The sequence below is a fragment of the uncultured Mucilaginibacter sp. genome (assembly GCF_937859865.1).
Lineage (GTDB): Bacteria > Bacteroidota > Bacteroidia > Sphingobacteriales > Sphingobacteriaceae > Mucilaginibacter_A.
On the sequence record NZ_CALMAT010000018.1, the window covers coordinates 31,678 to 52,242 of the forward strand.

21 protein-coding genes are annotated in these 20,565 nt (G+C 42.8%); 7 read left to right on the plus strand and 14 right to left on the minus strand.

The window, feature by feature from the left end; genetic code table 11:
- Window positions 1-57 precede the first annotated feature (57 nt).
- A complete protein-coding gene (gene sprA, locus Q0192_RS18720) occupies window positions 58-1,275 on the plus strand; it encodes a cell surface protein SprA (protein WP_366518131.1) in 1,218 nt (405 codons plus the stop codon).
- 258 nt (window positions 1,276-1,533) lie between these two features.
- Here the strand turns inward: sprA and Q0192_RS02160 are convergent, their stop codons facing one another.
- Together Q0192_RS02160 and Q0192_RS02165 are read right to left on the minus strand one after the other, a co-directional pair.
- Entirely contained in the window at window positions 1,534-2,112 is a 579-nt protein-coding gene (locus Q0192_RS02160) for a hypothetical protein (RefSeq protein WP_299285386.1), read from the minus strand.
- Between the two features lie 420 nt (window positions 2,113-2,532).
- Window positions 2,533-3,252, minus strand: a complete 720-nt coding sequence (locus Q0192_RS02165) for a YoaK family protein (protein ID WP_299285389.1) — start codon at window positions 3,250-3,252, stop codon at window positions 2,533-2,535.
- A 354-nt stretch (window positions 3,253-3,606) separates the two neighbouring features.
- On the opposite strand from Q0192_RS02165, the gene Q0192_RS02170 reads away from it, so the two are divergent.
- The 6 genes from Q0192_RS02170 to Q0192_RS02195 all read left to right on the plus strand — a co-directional run bounded on the left by Q0192_RS02170 (window position 3,607) and on the right by Q0192_RS02195 (window position 9,277).
- Entirely contained in the window at window positions 3,607-4,776 is a 1,170-nt protein-coding gene (locus tag Q0192_RS02170; RefSeq protein ID WP_299285392.1) for a cupin domain-containing protein, read from the plus strand.
- A 509-nt stretch (window positions 4,777-5,285) separates the two neighbouring features.
- Window positions 5,286-5,666: a glycine cleavage system protein GcvH gene (gene gcvH, locus Q0192_RS02175; RefSeq protein ID WP_299285395.1), complete on the plus strand. Its 381-nt coding sequence runs from the start codon at window positions 5,286-5,288 to the stop codon at window positions 5,664-5,666.
- Entirely contained in the window at window positions 5,663-6,061 is a 399-nt protein-coding gene (locus tag Q0192_RS02180; protein WP_299285398.1) for a VanZ family protein, read from the plus strand. Before gcvH ends, Q0192_RS02180 begins: the two co-directional genes overlap by 4 nt.
- Window positions 6,062-6,313: 252 nt before the next feature.
- Window positions 6,314-6,529, plus strand: coding sequence for a FeoA family protein (locus tag Q0192_RS02185; RefSeq protein WP_157562722.1), 216 nt, complete (start codon window positions 6,314-6,316; stop codon window positions 6,527-6,529).
- Between the two features lie 6 nt (window positions 6,530-6,535).
- Window positions 6,536-8,653, plus strand: a complete 2,118-nt coding sequence (gene feoB, locus Q0192_RS02190; RefSeq protein WP_299285406.1) for a ferrous iron transport protein B — start codon at window positions 6,536-6,538, stop codon at window positions 8,651-8,653.
- 45 nt (window positions 8,654-8,698) lie between these two features.
- On the plus strand, window positions 8,699-9,277 hold the full coding sequence (locus Q0192_RS02195) for a SprT-like domain-containing protein (RefSeq protein WP_299285409.1): 579 nt from the start codon (window positions 8,699-8,701) through the stop codon (window positions 9,275-9,277).
- Window positions 9,278-9,287: 10 nt separating this feature from the next.
- Here the strand turns inward: Q0192_RS02195 and Q0192_RS02200 are convergent, their stop codons facing one another.
- The 12 genes from Q0192_RS02200 to pdxA form a co-directional block, all read right to left on the minus strand.
- Window positions 9,288-9,833: a dihydrofolate reductase family protein gene (locus Q0192_RS02200; protein WP_299285411.1), complete on the minus strand. Its 546-nt coding sequence runs from the start codon at window positions 9,831-9,833 to the stop codon at window positions 9,288-9,290.
- 86 nt (window positions 9,834-9,919) lie between these two features.
- Window positions 9,920-11,302 (minus strand): LutB/LldF family L-lactate oxidation iron-sulfur protein, encoded by a 1,383-nt coding sequence (locus tag Q0192_RS02205; RefSeq protein WP_299285414.1) that lies wholly within the window; start codon window positions 11,300-11,302, stop codon window positions 9,920-9,922.
- Window positions 11,303-11,393: 91 nt separating this feature from the next.
- Complete coding sequence (locus tag Q0192_RS02210; RefSeq protein WP_299285417.1) at window positions 11,394-12,971, minus strand: M28 family peptidase; 1,578 nt, start codon at window positions 12,969-12,971, stop codon at window positions 11,394-11,396.
- A 16-nt stretch (window positions 12,972-12,987) separates the two neighbouring features.
- The gene (gene rpiB / locus Q0192_RS02215; RefSeq protein ID WP_299285420.1) at window positions 12,988-13,410 is read right to left on the minus strand and encodes a ribose 5-phosphate isomerase B; all 423 of its coding nucleotides are present in this window, start codon (window positions 13,408-13,410) and stop codon (window positions 12,988-12,990) included.
- A 207-nt stretch (window positions 13,411-13,617) separates the two neighbouring features.
- Window positions 13,618-14,493: a twin-arginine translocase subunit TatC gene (tatC, locus tag Q0192_RS02220; RefSeq protein WP_299285423.1), complete on the minus strand. Its 876-nt coding sequence runs from the start codon at window positions 14,491-14,493 to the stop codon at window positions 13,618-13,620.
- Between the two features lie 74 nt (window positions 14,494-14,567).
- Window positions 14,568-15,911: an acetyl-CoA carboxylase biotin carboxylase subunit gene (gene accC / locus Q0192_RS02225; RefSeq protein WP_299285426.1), complete on the minus strand. Its 1,344-nt coding sequence runs from the start codon at window positions 15,909-15,911 to the stop codon at window positions 14,568-14,570.
- Between the two features lie 73 nt (window positions 15,912-15,984).
- Window positions 15,985-16,455 carry an acetyl-CoA carboxylase biotin carboxyl carrier protein gene (gene accB / locus Q0192_RS02230; protein WP_299285428.1) on the minus strand — a complete coding sequence of 157 codons (471 nt, stop codon included), beginning with the start codon at window positions 16,453-16,455 and terminating at the stop codon, window positions 15,985-15,987.
- A gap of 82 nt (window positions 16,456-16,537) precedes the next feature.
- Window positions 16,538-17,527, minus strand: coding sequence for a beta-ketoacyl-ACP synthase III (locus Q0192_RS02235; protein WP_299285431.1), 990 nt, complete (start codon window positions 17,525-17,527; stop codon window positions 16,538-16,540).
- Window positions 17,528-17,535: 8 nt separating this feature from the next.
- Window positions 17,536-18,474, minus strand: coding sequence for a phosphate acyltransferase PlsX (gene plsX, locus Q0192_RS02240; protein ID WP_299285434.1), 939 nt, complete (start codon window positions 18,472-18,474; stop codon window positions 17,536-17,538).
- Between the two features lie 13 nt (window positions 18,475-18,487).
- A complete protein-coding gene (rpmF, locus tag Q0192_RS02245) occupies window positions 18,488-18,679 on the minus strand; it encodes a 50S ribosomal protein L32 (protein WP_174287575.1) in 192 nt (63 codons plus the stop codon).
- Between the two features lie 17 nt (window positions 18,680-18,696).
- Entirely contained in the window at window positions 18,697-19,224 is a 528-nt protein-coding gene (locus Q0192_RS02250) for a DUF177 domain-containing protein (protein ID WP_299285442.1), read from the minus strand.
- 194 nt (window positions 19,225-19,418) lie between these two features.
- Window positions 19,419-20,474, minus strand: coding sequence for a 4-hydroxythreonine-4-phosphate dehydrogenase PdxA (gene pdxA, locus Q0192_RS02255; protein WP_299285445.1), 1,056 nt, complete (start codon window positions 20,472-20,474; stop codon window positions 19,419-19,421).
- Window positions 20,475-20,565 lie beyond the last annotated feature (91 nt).

Below are 20,565 nucleotides of genomic sequence, written 5' to 3' on the forward strand. Positions count from 1 at the left end.
GGCTATCTGCCCAAAACCAAGTTTTTTGGCGAAGACTTAAACTATAATGCACCTGGCATCGGGTTTTTGTTGGGAAGCCAGGCAGATATCCGAAGCCGTGCGCTTGCAAACGGATGGATCACGACCGATACTTTGCAAAACCAATTGTTTACAAAAACACTGAACGAAGACATGCGCTTTCGAGGTGTCTTAGAGCCGGTTCCTGACCTTCGGATTGAACTTTCTGCTTTTCGCACGCGCAACCTCAACTACCAAACCAACTTTAAATATTCGCCCTTAACCAATGAGGTTGAAAACTTAAGCCCGATCACCTCCGGAGATTACAGCATTTCGTATTTTACCCTGCCAACCGCTTTTTCTAAAACAACAGGCATCAACAATACATCGGCCGTTTTCCAAAAGTTTTTGGACAACAGAAGTGTTGTTTCACAACGTTTAGGCAGGCAAAACCCTAATTCAACCAATGTAACCAATGGTTTTGCCGATGGCTATAGTGCAAACGACCAGGATGTATTGGTTTCGTCGTTTCTGGCTGCTTATTCGGGTAAGGATGCAAGCAGCATTAGCACTGGCAGTTTTCCAAAAATCCCGATCCCAAACTGGCAAATTACTTATACCGGTTTAAACAAATTGCCTTTTTTAACCGATCTTTTTGATTCTTTTGATATGCAGCACGGTTACCGTTCGTCGTACAGCGTCAACGGTTTCAACACGTTGCTGCGTTACTCAGAAGCAAACGGAGCCGTAAATGTGCGCGATGCCAACAACGACTTTTTGCCTTATTACCAATATGCGCAGATCACTATTTTTGAGCAGTTTGTGCCATTGTTGGGTTTTAGTGCGCGGTTTAAAAACAGCATGACGGGAAATTTTGAATACCGCCAAAGCCGCGCACTAAGTTTGAGTTTATCTAACAGCCAACTGACTCAGCAAAACGAAACGGCGGTTGTTTTTGGCTTTGGCTACCATACCAGCAATTTCCGTTTTCCGTTTGGCTTGTTTCAAAACCTACAGCTTAAAAACGACATGAACTTTAAGCTTGATTTTGCCATTGCAGATAACAAAACTGTAGTTTTTAGGCCGGATGTGCAGGAAGCGGATGTTTCATCGGGCGCAAAAAATATTACGGTAAGACCTTCGGTAAATTATGTCATCAACCAGCGTTTTAACCTGCAACTGTTTTACGATTCCAACATCACCAAACCTTATACATCGCAATCCTTCAACACAGCATTTACCAACTTTGGCGTTAATTTAAAACTGCTTTTTCAGTAAAAAAGCTTGTTTAATATTTATTGATTAAAGTTTCCATGCTTCTTTTATCACCCAAAAATTAGCAAATATCTTGGTTTTGATTTGTTTAGCTATATGCACGCACCAATTTTTATAGGGTAAAAGAAGCATGGGCATCAAGCCGGAGAATACCAAAGGGCCTTGTATAAACATAAAAGACACTAAATTTAGGGGCATAAAAAAAGCATGTTCAGTTTTATAACTGAACATGCTTTTTATGGGTAAATAAATCCGGAAATGTTATTTTACGTCTCGGATAACTTTAGCTGCTGTAGCCCTTCCCGGCAAATAAACCTGGAAACCAAATTGCAGGTTAACGTTGTTTGCATAAGGGCTGCTGCCGAAACCAACAATGCCATTGTATTTAAGCAAAGTTTCTAAACCAATACTTGGCGTGATAAAATAGGCAAAACCAGGGCCAACGCCAAAACCTAAACCGTTGGTAGAACCACCTGTGGCCGAATAATTTTGACCTTCAATACCTACGTTTGCTTCTCCAAAAAAGCGGCCATGCCTAACAATTTCTGTTCCGGCACCACTGTAAATCCGTCCTAATGCACCTATACCGTAAGTAATATTAGAACCATTTCCTTTTAAGGTTGCAACACTGAAACTTCCATAGCCTCCTAAAGCAACATTATCCTGGATAAACCATGCCGCTTTTGGCATAATAGTACCAGTAAAACTTGTTGGCTTGCTTAGGCCTAATTGTAGGTTTGCCAAATCACTGCCGATTAAAACATTGCCTCTTTGAATTTGTGCATTTGCCGAAAATACGAGGCCCAAAATTGCAATTGCTGCTAAAGTAATTTTTTTCATTGTAGTAGTTATTATAGTTAAACAATACCCTTTGAACAAGATTTGAAAACTTAAAGTTTTAATTATTATGTAATTATTTAAAGTAGGATTTTTTGCGGCCAAATATGGATAGTGATTTAGGTTCTAGTCCTAAAAGTAGGAATGCTTCTTTTAGCCCTTAAAAACTTGTATTTATACCGTTCATCCACAAAAAGTATAGAAAAACCAACTACTGTTATTGGTTTAGAGGCACTGCCGATACAAGAGGAAAACGGTAAACCTACTATATGTTTGAATTAAATAACGGGATTGTTTAAACTTGTTGAGGTTTGAAAGGGTTTTTCTAAAAAAGCTGTGGACAGTCAAAGCAATTCAACCCATATAATTAAAAAAGTTTTTTTGCCTCTGCCTGTTTAAGGCAACGTTCCTGTTTGCAAAAATCTACAAAGATCTTTTGCCTGAACTTAACAACGGAGAAATCAGTAATAAAGCAACAGGAAACGCAAGGTTCCATTTTCCTAACCAGGATGTGGCCATTACACAAAAGCAGGCACCGGCTAAAAAAGAAAACCAAACAACCAACAACACGATGGCGCGTCGTTGGTGGCTGTCCCAAACGCCTTGGGAATCTGGCAAAGGCATGCCTTTTACAATTGATGCAAAGTGTTGGGCTATGTTATTTAAAGTGCCGGTAACAAAATCAGGGTTTACAGATTGTTTGCCAATATGAGACAGGATAGTGTTCATGTAGCCCATAGAAAAGCTAAGGATACCTACGCTGCAATAACTGTTTATCGTAAAAAAGAATGTTGCGCCTCCGTAAAGCGTTAATATTGATGCTACAACAATAAAAGGTGCCCAGCGGGATTTATACCAGCTAAATTTTGACAATACAGAACCTGTAAAAACACCGATGACGAAAAACAGGATAGCTACAAAAGAAGTCAACGCAATGGCTAATTTGACCTGGCCTAACGAAAATCCTGTTTGTGTGGTATTGCCGCTCATGAACGACAGATAAGTTTTGAAATGAAGAAAACCGTAGGCGTCTATAAATCCAGCGATCAGGGCAAGACAAATCATCAGCCTTTCCTGTTTTTTTGCCGTACATAAGTCAGTTTGCTCTTTACTGGAAATTATGGATTTGTGAAGTGTTTCCATATAGAACTTGTTTTGGCAGTTGAAAAGCTATTGAATGATAAGTGAAAATAAAAATGATGGTATCCTTCTGTTTGAAAAGGTAACGTTAGTTAAAGGAAAACAAATAGGGTTTGTTTTCCTTTAACTATTTACCTGGGCACGAAAGACCACGGCTTTTCGATTGGTAAAAGAAGCATTGGTGGTGAAAAAACGGCTGGTGCTGGTCGAAGGACTGCATATTGTGAAAAAGCAGGTTTCTTTGGTTGACATGATAAAAAGATGCTCTACAAAGGAGAGACAGAATAAGCCAAACAGGCATGGCACAGGACAACTCTAAACCAACAATCAAAACAGAACAACTTAAATAAAACAATCATGCCAAACCAAGAAACAATGCCAATGCCACAAGCGGCAGCACCACCACAACCAATTGATGGCAAGCGCGGTGCTTCGATTCTGGGGCCGACCAACCCGGCGCGCGAAGCGCAAGACCGCGACTTGCTCGCTGCACCAATTACCGATAAGGGCACCGTCGCCAACTTGCGTTGGTCGTTCGCCGACAGCCACAACCACCTCGAACAGGGCGGCTGGGGGCGCCAGACCACCATCCGCGAGTTGCCCGCCGCTACCACCATCGCGGGTGTCAATATGCGCCTCACGCCCGGCGGCGCGAGAGAAATGCACTGGCACACCTCAGCGGAATGGGCTTACATGATCGCGGGCCAGGCGCGCATCACAGCCATAGACGAGAACGGCTGCACCTTTCAAGACGACGTGAAAACAGGCGACCTATGGAACTTCCCCGCCGGGATTCCGCACTCAATTCAAGGGCTTGAACCCGAAGGCTGCGAGTTTTTGCTCGTCTTCGATGACGGCAACTTCACCGAAGAAGGCACCTTTTTGCTCACCGATTGGCTCATCCACACGCCCAAATCGGTGCTGGCCAAAAACTTCGGCGTGTCCGAAAGCGTGTTTGATTCGCTTCCGGCCAAGCCCTGGTGGATTTTCCAAGCGCCGGTTCCGGGCACGCTCGAATCGGATCGGATCGCAGGCGCCGGCCCGGTGCCCGCGAGCTTTAGCTTTCACATGGAAGGGCAGGAGCCGATTCGCACCCAGGGCGGTTCGGTTCGCATCGTGGACTCAAAAAACTTTCCGGCCTCTACCACCATCGCCGCCGCCATCGTGGAAGTGGAGCCGGGCGGGATGCGCGAAATGCACTGGCACCCCAACGCGCAGGAATGGCAGTTCTACCTCGAAGGCCAGGCGCGCATGACTGTGTTTGCCGCCGATGGTAGCGCGCGCACCTTCGACTATCAGGCGGGCGATGTCGGCTGCGTTCCGTTTCCGATGGGTCACTACGTCGAAAACACCGGCACCACCACGTTGCGCTTCCTCGAATGTTTCCGCTCCGACCACTATGCCGATGTGTCGCTTCGCCAATGGCTGGCATTTTCGCCCGCCGAACTGGTCAAAGCTCATTTGGGCTTCGACACCTCGGCACTGGCGCCAGTTCAAACATATAAGACTCCGGTAGTGCCGGCCTGAAAATCGGTAACTTGAAGATTGGAAGAGAAGGCTGTATCATAAACCATGAACAGCCTCTTTTTTATGTAATTTATTCGGATACCTGTTGGAGCTTGTTTTCTTTTAGGTGATTCTTAGGATGCCTGTTTTCTTTATGATACAGCCTCTTCGATTTTTTAAAAATTAAAAGCTGTTTAACTTTTATCCTGAATATTTTTGATGCTTCTTTTATCCTATAAAAACGTATTTTTTCTATACCAATAGAATATAACGCAAATTTTTTAGGGATAAAAGAAGCATTGTTATTTTATCTAATATTTAGAAACTGGTTAAATTTTATTCAATAATAATTTTTTGGAGGCTAAGCAGAGCATGTAGGTTAAATTGGGATAGAAAACTTAATTAATTTTTATGCCATAAAAGAAGCATCAACAATAGTTCGTAAACATTTTCAAATAAATATTCTTGCATTTAAGCCAATTTTCGGTTTCTAAACATGTTTTTATTTATTTTTGAGAAAAAAAACGAACATGAATTTCCCATCTGAGTTAAAATACACCAAAGACCACGAGTGGGTTAGGATAGAGGGCAACACGGCTTACATCGGTATTACCGATTTTGCGCAGCACGAACTGGGCGATATTGTTTACATAGATATCAATACCATTGGCGAACACGTAGCCAAAGAAGGTATTTTTGGAACGGTTGAAGCTGTAAAAACTGTCTCTGATTTGTTTATGCCGGTAAGGGGACAGGTTTTGGAAGTGAACGCTGCGCTGGATGCCAACCCGGAGCTGGTTAATTCTGACCCTTTCGGTGATGGCTGGATGGTTAAAATTACAGTTTCCGATACTAAGGAATTGGAAGAGCTTTTATCCGTCGAAAAATACAAAGCTTTAATCGGCGCATGATGCAGAAACTGTTGAAATATCAAAGCCTTACACTAATGTGGGCTTTGTTTATTTTAGTGATTTGTTGCGTTTCTTTAGGAAAAGTCGGCGAATCGCATTTGTTTTTCAAAGGTTTTGACAAGCTTACGCACACCGGACTGTTTTTTGTGCTCACGGTGCTTACTTTTTACGGTTTGTTCCGTAAACAAAGAAGCGTGAACCTTAGCGGGCCGTTTTTTGTGGTCGTGCTGTTTTGCATGTTCCTGTTTGGCGGTGCGATCGAATTGTTGCAATGGAAAATCTTTACTTACCGCAGCGCCGAGTGGGACGATCTTTTTTGCGACGTGCTGGGTTCTTTAATGGGTATTTTCAGTATTTTAGTTACAACACATGCCATACAAGCTCAAAAACAATAAACGGGTTTTAGCCGGATTTTTGCTGGCCACGACGGTGTTTTCTTCCTGTGGTTTGTTCCATAAAAAATGCAACTGCCCGCATTTCCGGTACGATTCTTACCAGCGGCCCTAATTCTTTTCAACCTAAAAATTTCGGCCAATGCTTTTATGCCGATAAAAGAAGCATGCTTCTTTTACATTGATATTATCAAATCTTATTTGGATTTAATTTAAATAAGGTTTAGCTTTACAGTATAATTAGTACTTGTATTCATGAAGCTATCGCAATTAACAATAGGCAAAAAAGGTATCATTAAAGAATTTACCGATTTGGAAATGTCTGTTAAATTGATGGAAATGGGTTGTTTGCCCGGAGAAGAAATCAGCATCCAAAGGGTTGCCCCGCTTGGCGACCCAATTGCAGTTAACGTTTCCGGTTACCAGCTAAGTTTACGTAAACGCGAAGCATCTACCATTATCTTACAATAATTTGAGTTGAAGGCTGATCTGAAAGTTGCATTAATAGGAAACCCAAACACCGGTAAATCCACGCTTTTTAATGTTCTTACCGGCCTTAACCAAAAAGTTGGCAATTTCCCCGGCGTTACGGTTGATAAAAAAACCGGTTTCTGTATTTTAAATGATGGCCGCCGCGCCGAAATCATTGACCTTCCCGGAACATATAGCTTGTATCCGAAAAGCAAGGACGAGTCTATCGTTTTTTCTGTTCTGGCCGATCGTTCCAATCCACACCATCCTGATCTGGTGATTGTTATCTTGGATGCTTCCAACCTCAAACGAAATTTACTGCTTTATACCCAGGTTGCCGATTTGAAAATCCCGGTTATCTTGGCTTTAAACATGATGGATTTGGCCAATAAATCCGGGCTGAACATTAACATAAACCTTCTTTCAAAAAAATTAGGTGTTCCTGTTGTCCCGATTTCTGCGCGCAAAGCCGAAGGAATTACGGCCTTAAAAGAAGCAATTGCTTATGCCAACCGTTTTGCTTTGCAGGAAGATACAATTGATGTAGAGCAATTAGCGCCCGAACTGATCAGCAGTATCCGCGAAGAAATCCACGTAGAAAATAATTACTACGCTTTGCAATTGGCGCATCAGCACGAATATTTGCCGTTCCTATCTCCGCAGCAAAACGACCGGATTGAAACGCTGGAGGAAGAGCACAGCTTTCATTCCCAAAAATCTCAGGCTACCGAAACTATTGCGCGTTACAATTTTATAAACGATGTGCTTTTTGATGTGGTTACGCGGAAAGAACATTTCGCGGAAAAAGAAAGTTACAGCAACAAAATTGATAAAGTTTTAACCCATAAGGTTTTCGGTTTCGTCATTTTCTTCGCCATCCTGATGTTCATTTTCCAAGCCATATTTTCCTGGTCGGCTTACCCAATGACGCTGATTGAAAACCTGTTTACCTGGCTCACTTCCGTATTGCACAAAACACTTCCGGCCGGACCGTTAACCAGTTTATTGCTTGATGGTGTAATTGCCGGATTAAGCGGCGTGCTGGTTTTCATCCCGCAAATTGCCATCCTGTTTGCTTTTATTTCGATTTTGGAAGATACGGGCTACATGTCGCGTGTAACTTTTATGATGGACCGCATCATGCGCAAAGTTGGGCTGAACGGAAAATCCGTCGTACCGCTGATTGGTGGTTTCGCTTGCGCCGTTCCTTCCATCATGAGTACGCGCACCATCGAAAACTGGAAAGACCGCATGATTACCATTATGGTAACGCCTTTAATTACCTGTTCTGCACGTTTGCCGGTTTACACGCTGCTTATTTCGCTTGTGGTTCCAAACCGAAATGTGTGGTGGCTTTTCAATTTACAAGGCTTGGCCATGATGGCGATGTACCTGTTCAGCGTAGTTTCGGCAGTAGTTGTGGCGTTTGTTTTTAAGCTGATTTTGAAGAGCCGCGAACGTGGTTATTTTATCATGGAACTGCCCGTTTACCAGATGCCGCGCTGGAAAAACGTAGGTTTAACGATGTACGAACGGTCAAAAACTTTCGTCATCCAGGCCGGGAAAGTTATCATCGCCGTTTCAATCATTTTGTGGGTGATGGCTTCGTACGGGCCAGGAAAACGAATGGAGCAGATTGATCAGAAATACAGCAATGCTTCTTTTACCGGCAAAAAATCAGCGGAGGAAGTGCAGCGTTTAAAAGCAACCGATCAGCTTGAAAATTCTTACGCCGGTATTTTAGGCCATGCCATCGAGCCGGCCATTCGTCCTTTGGGTTTTGATTGGAAAATTGGCATCGCTTTAATTACTTCCGTTGCTGCCCGCGAAGTTTTTGTAGGAACAATGGCCACGATTTACAGTGTGGATGGCAATGCCGATAAATTAGATTCGGTGATGGATAAAATGCGGAATGCCAAGAATCCGGAAACAGGTTTGCCGGTTTTCACTTTTGCCGTCGCCATGTCGCTCATGATGTTTTACGCTTTTGCCATGCAATGCGCCAGCACGGTTGCTGTGGTTTACCGCGAAACTAAAGAATGGAAATGGCCAGTCATCCAGTTTGCTTACATGACGGTGCTGGCTTATGCCGCAAGTTTTATTACTTTCCACCTGTTAAAATAAGCGTTACATTACGGCGTGGATAAAAAGGAGATTCTTAAAAATTACATGCCGGAAGCAGCCGCGCCGGTAATTGCCAAATGGATTGATTATTTTCAATGTGAGTTTAAAGTTTCCCGCAACCGCGGAACCAAATTTGGCGATTACCGTTCACCTTTTGGCGGAAAAGGGCACCGTATTTCTGTGAATTACGATTTGAATGCTTACGCTTTTTTGGTAACTACGGTACACGAGTTTGCGCATCTTTATACTTTTAACCAGCATCAGCACAAAGCAAAACCACACGGAGCCGAATGGAAAAGCAATTTTAAAAGGATGATGAAACCGTTCTTCGAGTTAAATCTTTTTCCGCCTGATGTAAATCTCGCCATTCATAATTATTTGGATAACCCGGCAGCTTCCAGTTGTTCTGACCTTACTTTATTTCGTGTCCTCAAAAAATATGATGTAAAAGAAGCATCGGTTATTTTGGTCAAAAAAATCCCGGCAAACGGTTTGTTTAAGTGGAAAGACGGACGCGTTTTCCGCCGGGAAGAACGGCTACGAAAACGTTATCGTTGTGTGGAAGTAAGTACGAACCGAATTTATTTGTTTAATCCGGTTGCAGAAGTGGAGTTGGTAAGCTAAAATGTTTAACCTACATGTCCAGCATACTCAAATCAAACTTTGGCGGGATGATATAACGCAATTGCACCAAACCGCTGGAGTAGGATTTATGGTTAATCAGCATCAAATCAATTTTATCTTTTCCGCTTTGGAACAGTGGTTTTCCTCCGCCTAAAATTAGCGGATGGACGGAAATCAAAAACTCGTCCACCAAATTTTCTGCCATAAAAGAAGCAAGCAGATTGGCGCCGCCAAAAAACCAAACGTTTTTGCCTTCCTGTTCGCGAAATTTTTTTACAAAAGCAACAAAATCAGATTTACGGATAACTTTTACGCCCAATTGTTCTTCGGGCACAAGCGTATCCGAAAAAACATAAATATCATGGTTTTCAAAAAATCCAAGTCCGGCCTGCGCAATCAGTTCGTAGCTTTTTCTACCCATAAACAAAGCATCGGTATCTTCCGAAAATTCGGTCAAACCGTAATCCTGGTCGTTTAAACACCAATCAATTTCGCCGTTCGGGCCTTCAATATAACCATCTAAAGTTGTGGCAATGTTAAGTGTGATTTTGCGCATAGTTTTTTTATGAGGTTAATAGTTAATGGATGATAGTTAATAGTAAACACCAGCCGATGAACCATCAACCATAATCCATTGAACCATCAGCTTTCTTCATTCTTCTCTATCCATTGCTGGCTGAAAGATTTAGGCGCAACGTTTGGCATTTCCCGTAAATGTCCCCAAGTTCCTTTAAATAGAAAGCGTAATAGGAAATTTTTAACGCCTCCGCCAAAATAATCGGTCATTTTTCGGCTCAACATGCCTTTTTTCCATAAAGCCCAGCCCCAGCGTTCTTTTACCGGATTGAGGTTTTCTTTGACTGAATCGCGGCGGTTAAGCAGCAATAATTTATGCAAATCTATTTTAACGGGACAAACTTCCGAACATTTTCCGCACAGACTTGAAGCATAACTCAGGTGTTTAAACTCGTCCATGCCTTGCATATGCGGCGTAATGATGGAGCCGATTGGGCCGCTATACGTGGTTTCGTACGTGTGGCCGCCAATGTTTTTGTAAACCGGACAAGCATTTAAGCAAGCGCCGCAACGGATGCAATACAGAGCCTGCCGCTGGTCTTTTTGCGCTAATAAATTGGTTCGGCCATTGTCCAACAAAATTACATACATTTCTTCCGGACCGTCGGTTTCCGGGGATTGCCGCGGGCCGCTTAAAATGGTGTTGTAAACGGTTAAATTTTGTCCCGTTCCATGCGTGGAAAGCAGCGGCCAGAATAAATCCAAATCGGCAATTGAAGGGATCATCTTTTCAATCCCAACAACCGCAATATGAATTTTGGGGAAAGTAGTGCACAAACGCGCGTTGCCTTCGTTCTCCGTAATCGCGATACTGCCGGAATCAGCAATTAAAAAGTTGGCGCCGGTAATGCCAACATCCGCATAAACATATTTTGCCCGTAGCAGTTCGCGTGCTTTTAACGTGAGTTGTTCCGGCGTGGCATCTATCGGCGTGCCAAAACGTTCGTTAAACAATTTGGCAATATCTTCTTTGGAAAGGTGCATGGCCGGCGTAACAATATGATACGGTTTTTGGCCGAGCAACTGCACAATGTATTCACCTAAGTCGGTTTCCAAACTTTCGATGTTATTTTCGGTGAGAAATTCGTTGATGTGAATTTCTTCCGTAACCATTGATTTGGATTTGACTACTGTTTTTGCACCTGCTTTTTGGATGATGTTCAGGATTTCTTTTTGCGCTTCGGCCGCATCGTTCGCCCAAATCACTTTTCCGCCGCGCCGCTGGAAGTTTGCCTCAAACTCAGGCAAAAGCTTGTCTAAATTTTCCATCACCTTCCACTTCGTTACATGCGCTTTGCGCTTGGCATTTTCAAGGTTGGTTAAACGGGAAATTCCGCGGGCAACGGCAGCATCATATTTACCAATATTGTGGTTGATGATGCTGCGGTGTTTTAAATCAAAGGCTTTAACTTCAGCTTTCGCAATAAAATCTTCTGCAGTTTTAGTCATGCGGTAAATTTACGGATTTAGCCTTTAACGCCGGTTCTTCTGCAAAGGTGTTTGCAATACTAATTTTTATATGATAAAAGAAGCATCGGCATTATTGGCTTGCAGCCTTATCGCTTTTTGCATCCACCACCGGCCGTTTATCGCGGTTGGCCAAATCCCAACCGGTATAAAAAACCAATTGTGCGCGTTTTACCAGCATCGGGAAATTAATTTTGCTCACTTCATCACTTGGCCGGTGGTAATCCTGATGCTCGCCGTCAAAATAAAAAATAATCGGAACGCCGTGTTTGGCAAAATTGTAATGATCGGAGCGGTAATAAAAGCGGTTCGGATCGTTAGGGTCATCGTATTTATAATCCAGGTCGAGCTTGGTAAATTTATTATTGGCTTCCTCGTTTATTTTGTGCAAATCCGAACTCAACATCGCCGAACCAATCACATAAACATAATTGGAAGAATCTGCTTTGCCCTGATAATCGTAACCCGTGCGGCCAATCATATCAATGTTTAAATCGGTAATGGTTTGGCTGAGCGGAAAAACTGGATGATCGGTATAATATTCTGATCCTAACAAACCTTTTTCTTCGCCCACATTTCCTAAAAACAAAATGCTGCGGCGTGCAGGATGGCCATCTTTTTTAGCTTGGGTAAATGCTCGTGCAATTTCCAAGATTCCAGTTGTGCCAGAGCCATCATCGTCAGCGCCGTTATTTACTTTATCTGTTCCGGTTGTGGTGAGGCCGATGTGATCATAATGCGCAGAAAAAACCAGGATTTCATCTTTTAATTTAGGATCTGATCCTGGCAAAAAACCCAAAACATCAACCGCTTTTGCCGGTTTGGTTTCGGTGTGATAAGCAACCGTAAAATCAAACTTTATGGATTTTGCCGGAACAACTCCTGCTGCCGATGCTGTTTTTATCGCATTAAAATCTTGTCCGGTTGGTTTTGTCAATGCATCAGCAACAGCCAAATCAATGTTGATTACCGGCGCATTTTGGGTTGCAGCGGCAGGCGTCTCTTTTTTAAGCGACAAACTGCTTCCTGTATAACTCGAACCAAAACGTTTCAACACATCTGCAATTCCGACGTTTGCTGCCAGAATCACTGCCGGATGTTTACTTTGGATTTCCCGGATGATCTTAGTTCGGGCGGCACTCATCCGGTAGCTGGTGTTTGGCGTTGCACCAGCTTCGGGTTTATCTTCGTTGATCCAAAGCAAAACTTTACCGCTTAAATCAGTCGTTCCTATTTCTTCTGAAGTTCCGTAACCGATAAAAATAACTTCGGTGGCATGTGTATTGGTATTGCCAAAAGTGCCGCGCATTAAAAAGTCTTTTCCGTTTTCAAAAGATAGATTATTTATGGAAAAGGCCGTTACTTTCAGCGTATTTTCTTCTAAAGGAACATCTAAAAAATAAGAACCGTTGACCGGAGCTTGCAAACCCATTTTTTTAAATTCGCCTGCAAGGTAGTTAGCTGCTTTTTCTGCGCCGGGTTGGCCGGTTTCGCGTCCTTCAAAAGCATCAGAAGCCAGGATAGTTAAGTGTTTTCTGGCATCATCTACTGAAATGTACGAAGCATATTTTTGCTGTAAAGCATCGGTTTTTTGTGCATTGGCGTAACTGAAAAAAGCAGCAGGAATCAAGCAAAAGAGTAGTTTTTTCATGGTCAATATTTTGGTTTTAGCAGGAGATCTTGTTCACGCGGTTGGCGTGGCGGCCGCCTTCAAATTCGGTGGTTAAAAATGTTTGGGTGATGGCTAATGCTTCTTTTACCGGTATAAATCTGGCGGGCAAACAAAGGACGTTGGCGTTGTTATGTTTTCTGGCCAGGCTGGCCAGTTCTATGTTCCAGCAAATAGCGGCACGGATTCCCTGGTGTTTGTTTGCCGTGATGGCGATACCGTTTCCGCTGCCGCAAATTAAAATGCCTAAATCAAATTCGCCATTTTCAACAGCAAAAGCAACTGGATGCGCAAAATCAGGATAATCAACCGATTCGGCAGAATACGTTCCAAAATCTTTTAGTTGATATTCGGTTAGAGACGAACGTAACGTTTCTTTCAGTTCAAATCCGGCATGGTCTGCACCTATCGCAATTTTCATGGCATAAAAGAAGTATGTTTAAAAATCAGTTTAATTTTAGCACCTGTTTAAATCTATAAAAAAAATATTGATGCTTCTTTTATGCCTATAAATTTAGTGTGCCTGGAAATTTTACGGGTACAAAAACCACAAAAAGACAATGATTTTTAGGTGGTAAAAGAAGCATGGCAAATTAGTTTAACAAAATTTAAACAGGTTCTTAGAAATTTATGAACCCATTAATTCATCATGTTTCAATTGGCGGCGTTTATCTACCGCAGCAGCTACAAAAATACTGGCTTCAAATAGTAAAAATAGTGGAATACTTACTACCGTCATGGTCAGCATATCCGGTGTTGGCGTTACCACAGCGGCCACAATCAGGATGATGATAATGGCATAACGACGGGATTCGCGCATAAACTTCGCGGTTAGTAATCCCATCGTTGATAAGATGTAGATCAAAATTGGTAATTCAAAAACAGCACCGGTTGCCAGCGTTAAGGTGGCGACGGATGAAATGTAAGAATCGATACTAAATAAATTCTGGATGGAATCACTTACCGTATAACCCGCTAAAAAACTAAGCGACATGGCCGTAATCACAAAATAGCCAAATAAAACACCCAGTAAAAAAAGTACCGAAGCATAAAAAACAAAACCGCTGGCTGCCTTGCGCTCTTTATCGTGCAATGCAGGTTTGATAAAAAGCCAAACCTCATACAGCAAATACGGAAAGCCCAATGCCAGACCTATCATAAATGAGGAATTGATTTGTAGTGTAAACTGCCCGGCCATCTCCGTATTGATTGTATGAATGTTAATTTTATCAATACACAAACCTGGCCTGTGCAAATAAGCACCTAATTCGCATAGCATTCGGTACGTCCAAAATGAGGGTTTACTTGGCCCCATGATAACAGTATTATAGAAGAAATCAAAATAGTAAAACGCCAGACTTGTGAAAATTACAATGGCTAAAGCCGAACGGATTAGATGCTTTCGGAGGGCATCCAAATGATCAAAAAACGACATTTCTGATTCCAGGTTCGTGCCTTTATCTCTTATCGCTTTAAACAGTTTGTTATCTTTTAGATCGCTCATAATGCAGTAGAAACAAAAATACCATTCTGGTGGGATTTAGAATGGTACTTACGTTTAAATTTATAATCGGTTTTTTAGTCTTCGGTATATTCAAAAGTTTCCATAAACTTGGTGGTAAAGTTACCAGCGCGGAAGTTTGGATCCTGTAACAATTTCATATGGAAAGGGATCGTGGTTTTTACGCCTTCGATCACAAATTCGCTCAACGCACGCGCCATGGTATTCAAAGCTTCTTCGCGGGTTTGCGCCGTACAAATCAATTTCGCGATCATTGAATCGTAATTTGGCGGGATAACGTAGCCGGAATACACATGCGTATCAACCCGAACGCCATGGCCGCCCGGCGAATGGAAGTTGGTGATTTTCCCGGGAGAAGGGCGGAAATTGTTGAACGGGTCTTCTGCATTGATCCGGCATTCGATGGCATGCATCGTTGGCTCGTAGTTTTTGCCGGAAATCGGGATTCCTGCCGCTACTTTTATCTGCTCTTTAATCAGGTCGAAATTGATCACTTCTTCGGTAACCGGGTGCTCTACCTGGATGCGCGTGTTCATCTCCATAAAATAGAAATCGTGGTTTTTGTCCACCAAAAACTCAATCGTTCCGGCACCTTCGTATTTTACAGATTTTGCACCTTTAATCGCTGCTTCGCCCATTTTGCGGCGCAGCCTTTCGGTCATAAACGGCGAAGGGGATTCTTCAACCAGTTTTTGATGGCGGCGCTGGATGGAGCAATCACGTTCTGATAAATGGCAAACTTTGCCAAACTGGTCGCCAATTACTTGTATTTCAATATGGCGCGGGTCTTCCACGTATTTTTCGAGGTAGATGCCATCGTTTCCAAAAGCGGCACCAGCTTCGGCACGGGCCGAATCCCAGGCAGCTTCAAAAGCCTCATCTTTCCAAACAATACGCATCCCGCGGCCGCCACCACCGGCAGTTGCTTTTAAAATAATGGGATAGCCAATTTTATTGGCGACTTGGATGCCTTGTTTTACATCCGTTAGCAAACCGTCGGAACCGGGAATGGTAGGCACGCCCGCTTTTTTCATGGTGTCTTTGGCTGAGGCTTTATCACCCATCGCGTTAATCTGATCGGATGTAGCACCAATAAATTTGATTCCGTATTCGGCACAAATAGCAGAAAACTTGGCATTCTCCGACAAAAAACCGTAACCCGGATGGATTGCATCGGCATTGGTCAGTTCGGCGGCGGAAATTATATTGGGGATATTAAGGTAAGAATCTTTGCTGGGCGGCGGGCCGATACAAACCGCTTCATCGGCAAAGCGGACGTGCAAGCTATCGCGATCAGCAGTAGAATAAATAGCTACTGTTTTTATGCCCATTTCTTTACACGTACGGATAATGCGCAATGCAATTTCGCCACGGTTGGCAATCAATATTTTTTTGAACATTACTTAAATATCTTTTGAAAAATTAGCGGCTACAGCAACAAATTTATAGTGGTAAAAACAGTATGCAACGTGTTTAAGCCGGATCAACTAAAAATAAAGGCTGGTCATACTCTACCGGAGAAGCATTTTCAACCAGGATTTTAACGATACGGCCGGATACTTCAGATTCGATTTCGTTAAACAGTTTCATCGCTTCAATAATACACAACACGTCGCCTGATTTAATTTCATCGCCCACATTTACAAACAATGGTTTTTCCGGTGCCGAAGAGCGGTAAAAAGTACCGATCATGGGGGATTTGATGGTGATGTATTTGGAAGTATCTTCTGCCGCAGGCGTTGTAACAACCGGCGTAGTTACCGTAATGGTTGGTGTTGCAGCTGTGGTTTCTGCCGTTGCAGCAGGCACCGTAGTGGTAACAATAGCGGTTTGCGGCTGGTTGGTTTTGATGGTGATTTTGAAGTCCTGCTGTTCGATGGAAACCTCGTTAACTCCTGATTTTGAAACGAATCGGATTAAATCCTGAATCTGTTTAATATCCATGCTGGTTGTTTCGTTTAATTTTAGTTTGATTTGTGTTTGGCAGGCTAATTTATCATTAAATACTAAAAAAGGAGGGATAAAATTAGTATGCCCATTTTAAGTAAGCTGCGCCCCAGGTAAAGCCGCCGCCAAAAGCCGCCAACACCAAGTTATCGCCTTTTTTTAATTTGCTTTCCCATTCCCACAAACACAGTGGAATAGTGCCGTTGGTGGTATTTCCGTAGCGTTCAATGTTCACCATTACTTTTTCCGGGCCAACGCCCATTCGGTTGGCAGTTGCATCAATAATACGTTTATTGGCCTGGTGCGGAACCAGCCAGTCTACCGTTTCTGAATTGAGGCCATTTCGTTCCATAATTTCGGCAGCAGCTTCGGCCATGTTGGTTACGGCAAATTTAAACACGGCTTTTCCTTCCTGGTAAATATAATGCTGACGTGAATCTATGGTTTCGTGGCTGGTTGGTTTTACAGAACCGCCTGCTTTTTGATGCAAATGGACAATACCAGCACCATCACTGCGCAAGTTTGCATCCATCAAGCCAAAACCTTCGTGGTTTGGTTCTAATAAAACAGCACCGCAGCCATCACCAAAAATGATACAAGTTGCCCGGTCCTGGTAATCCACGATAGAGGACATTTTATCTCCCGCCACCACCAAAACCTTTTTGTGCATCCCGGTTTCGATAAATTGTGCGCCAACTGTTAAGCCGTATAAAAAGCCGGAACAAGCGGCCTGCAAATCAAATCCCCAAGCATTATTGGCACCAACTTTTGCACTGATGATATTTGCCGTTGCCGGGAAAGGCATATCCGAAGTAGTGGTGCAAAAGATCAGTAAATCAATTTCTAAAGGGCTGATTCCTCGTTTTTCGAGCAAACCATTTATCGCCGGAACAGCCAGGTCAGAAACGCCCAAGCCTTCGCCTTTTAAAATCCTGCGTTCGCTTATTCCCGTTCTGCTTAAAATCCATTCGTTGTTGGTATCAACCATGGTTTCCAATTCCTGATTGGTTAACACATAATCGGGCACGTAGCCATGAACAGCAGTAATTGCGGCGTAAATTTTATCCATGTTGGTATTTAGAGGAAAGCTTGTTTGATTTTTTCAATCAGACCTGATTCGACTGTATTTTTGGAAAGCAGAATCATACTTTTTATAGCCTCCGGGTTGGAGATGCCGTGGCCAATGATTACAGGCGCATTAACGCCCAATATCGGACTTCCGCCATATTGTTCGTAATTAAAACGGTCGAAAAACTCGTCGCGCATCCCTTTTTCTAAAGTAATGTCATAAAAGTTTTCGGCCAGTTTTAAAATAACATTGCCGGTAAAGCCATCGCAAACAAATACATCGGCCTGATCGGTAAACAAATCCCGGCCTTCTATATTGCCTACAAAATTAAACTGTTTGTTTTCGGCCATCAAAGGGTAAGTGGCCTGGCAAAGCAGGTTGCCTTTTTCTTTTTCTTCGCCGATATTGATTAAACCAACTTTGGGGTCGTCAATATGGTAAAGCGATTCGGCCATCAAACTACCTAAAATGCCAAACTGTACAAGCGCATCCGGCTTGCAATCTGCATTGGCGCCAACATCTAAAATAATGCCGCAGCCGCCGATAAGTTTCGGAACGATACCTGCAATAGCCGGACGGATAACCCCCGCAATAGCTTTTACGCTAAACATCGCGCCAACCAGCATCGCACCGGTATTGCCTGCCGAAGCAAAAGAATCAATCTGGCCTTCTTTCAAAAGCTTAAAACCGATGCCAATGCTCGATTCCGGTTTTTGGGCGATGGCTTTTGTGGGGTGTTCGGCCATGCCGATCACTTCGGTTGTATGGACGTATTCAAAACAACCAGCATCAAAATTATTATCGGCAATAACTTTCAAGGCAACTTCCTTATCGCCAATTAAAACTAATTTCTGATCAGGCGATAAAACCTGGTAGCTTGCAATTGCACCTAAAACTGCTGCTTCAGGCGCAAAATCGCCACCCATAATATCCAAGCCAATCTTCATTTCAGAAAATCAACTAAGCTGCCGGTGTGCGTTCGATCAATAGTTTACCATTAAAGTAAACATTGCCGTCAACAGTGTAAGCTCTGTGTGGCAAATGTACTGCGCCGGTAGTTTTGCAGGTAGTTAAGGTTGGGGCTTCCGCTTTGTAGTGTGTGCGGCGTTTATCTCTTCTGGATTTGGATATTTTTCGTTTTGGATGTGGCATTTCCTAAGGTATTTAATTTATTTTATGTTTTTTAACACGTTCCAACGCGGGTCGGTGTCGGTATTTTCTTCTTCGCTTCCCGATAATTGCTTCAACTTGTCCAGCATTTCCTGATCGCAAAACGGTGTGTTGCCTTCGTCTTTGCAAATGCTCACAAAAGGCATCGCCAGGTTGATGTATTCGTAAATCAAACCGGATAAATCAATTTCAAAATCCTGCCGGTTTAAAACCATAATCTCATCGTCTGCGTCTCCCGGTTCTGCTTCGCCTGCAAACTTTACAATCTGCCGTTCCTGCACGTCAACCGTTTCCGGAAACTGCGAAAGGCAACGGTCGCAAGAGCGGTCCACCATTCCGTTGATCTTGAAATCCAGGATCATCATCGTTTCCTGCTTTTCCAATTCAACTTTGCAATCCAGTTTTCCTTTTTTCACCAATGAATATTCAAACTCATCAAAAAAGGCATCCGTGATCTCAAAATCAAAGTGGTGCTTTCCAAGTTTCAGTCCCTTAAACGGAATCGAGTATGTTTTAAGCGTTTTCAATGAGCGTTAATTAGCCCGCAAATTTAGGAAAAATTACACAATCAAAAATAGTTTTTTTAATAATGAAATTAGTGCTGTAAAAGAAGCATGGTTAGTTGTTGGTTTTTAAGCGGATAACAAAATAGCTTAGCTTGCAAATGCTTCTTTTATGCCAATAAAAACAGGATCAAATGGTGCTAAAATTTCACAAAAACTTAATCCCGATCTCTACTAAACTTGCTAAACTTCAACGGGTTTTGTGATAATTCTGCCAATTCTGCGCGGTTTTTTACTACATGTATCGCCGTAAACATCGCTTCGCGAAAGGAAGTGGGCGATGCCATATTCTTCCCGGCAATGCCGTATCCGGTTCCGTGGTCGGGCGAAGTGCGCACTTTGTTTAAGCCGGCCGTGAAATTCACGCCTAAATCAAAAGCTGTATTTTTAAACGGGATCAAACCTTGATCGTGGTACATTGCTAGCACGGCATCAAAGTTTTTGTACGTGCTGTTTCCAAGAAAACCATCGGCAAGGAAGGGGCCGGAAGCCAAAATTCCTTCGGTATTGGCAATTTCTATCGCCGGGATAATGGTTAATTGTTCTTCAATCCCGATCAAACCGTTATCGCCGGCGTGCGGGTTCAATCCCAAAACGGCAATGCGCGGTTTACGGATCCAAAAATCCTGCTTCAAACTTTGGTTCATTAAACGAAGCTTGGACAGGATATTGGCAACCGTAATCCGCTCGCTGATTTGTGCAACCGGAATGTGGCCGGTAACCACGCCAACACGCAATTCATCACTCACCAAAAACATCAGCGAATCTGCCGCGCCGCAGCGTTCCTGCAAATATTCGGTATGTCCGGGAAAATTAAATTGTTCGCTTTGGATGTTGTGTTTGTTGATCGGCGCAGTAACCAAAGCATCAATTTTACCTTCCATTAAATCATTTGTGGCACGTTCCAATGAGATAAAAGCGTACTTGCCACCAACTTCATTAGCTTCGCCAAAATTAATTTTTACATCTTCTTCCCAGCAATTGATTAGGTTTGGTTTTTTCGAGTTTGCCTGTTCCGGCTCATTAATCACATTAAAACTAAACTCGTTCAAGCCTAAATTTTTACGGTTATAAGAAGCAATTTTGGTATTGCCGTAAACAATCGGCGTGCAGTAATTTAGCATCAACGGTTCGGCCAACGTTTTGATGATCACTTCCATCCCAATGCCGTTTACATCGCCAATGCTGATGCCAACTTTTATTTTTTCACTCATTTGAGTTTTTGTTAATCAATACAAATAAAACCTATCCGCTTTAAAAACCGGATAAAGCACAAATATGACGTATTTTGCAGCAATTTAAGGA

Coding starts and splice junctions, on each gene's coding strand:
- accB (WP_299285428.1), bottom strand. CDS start 16,455: ATGGATATTAAACAGATTCAGGATTTAATCCGATTCGTTTCAAAATCA.
- rpiB (WP_299285420.1), bottom strand. CDS start 13,410: ATGAAAATTGCGATAGGTGCAGACCATGCCGGATTTGAACTGAAAGAA.
- plsX (WP_299285434.1), bottom strand. CDS start 18,474: ATGAAGATTGGCTTGGATATTATGGGTGGCGATTTTGCGCCTGAAGCA.
- Q0192_RS02185 (WP_157562722.1), top strand. CDS start 6,314: ATGAAGCTATCGCAATTAACAATAGGCAAAAAAGGTATCATTAAAGAA.
- gcvH (WP_299285395.1), top strand. CDS start 5,286: ATGAATTTCCCATCTGAGTTAAAATACACCAAAGACCACGAGTGGGTT.
- pdxA (WP_299285445.1), bottom strand. CDS start 20,474: ATGAGTGAAAAAATAAAAGTTGGCATCAGCATTGGCGATGTAAACGGC.
- Q0192_RS02170 (WP_299285392.1), top strand. CDS start 3,607: ATGCCAAACCAAGAAACAATGCCAATGCCACAAGCGGCAGCACCACCA.
- Q0192_RS02165 (WP_299285389.1), bottom strand. CDS start 3,252: ATGGAAACACTTCACAAATCCATAATTTCCAGTAAAGAGCAAACTGAC.
- Q0192_RS02200 (WP_299285411.1), bottom strand. CDS start 9,833: ATGCGCAAAATCACACTTAACATTGCCACAACTTTAGATGGTTATATT.
- rpmF (WP_174287575.1), bottom strand. CDS start 18,679: ATGCCACATCCAAAACGAAAAATATCCAAATCCAGAAGAGATAAACGC.
- Q0192_RS02195 (WP_299285409.1), top strand. CDS start 8,699: ATGCCGGAAGCAGCCGCGCCGGTAATTGCCAAATGGATTGATTATTTT.
- tatC (WP_299285423.1), bottom strand. CDS start 14,493: ATGAGCGATCTAAAAGATAACAAACTGTTTAAAGCGATAAGAGATAAA.
- accC (WP_299285426.1), bottom strand. CDS start 15,911: ATGTTCAAAAAAATATTGATTGCCAACCGTGGCGAAATTGCATTGCGC.
- Q0192_RS02205 (WP_299285414.1), bottom strand. CDS start 11,302: ATGACTAAAACTGCAGAAGATTTTATTGCGAAAGCTGAAGTTAAAGCC.
- Q0192_RS02180 (WP_299285398.1), top strand. CDS start 5,663: ATGATGCAGAAACTGTTGAAATATCAAAGCCTTACACTAATGTGGGCT.
- Q0192_RS02210 (WP_299285417.1), bottom strand. CDS start 12,971: ATGAAAAAACTACTCTTTTGCTTGATTCCTGCTGCTTTTTTCAGTTAC.
- Q0192_RS02235 (WP_299285431.1), bottom strand. CDS start 17,527: ATGGATAAAATTTACGCCGCAATTACTGCTGTTCATGGCTACGTGCCC.
- Q0192_RS02160 (WP_299285386.1), bottom strand. CDS start 2,112: ATGAAAAAAATTACTTTAGCAGCAATTGCAATTTTGGGCCTCGTATTT.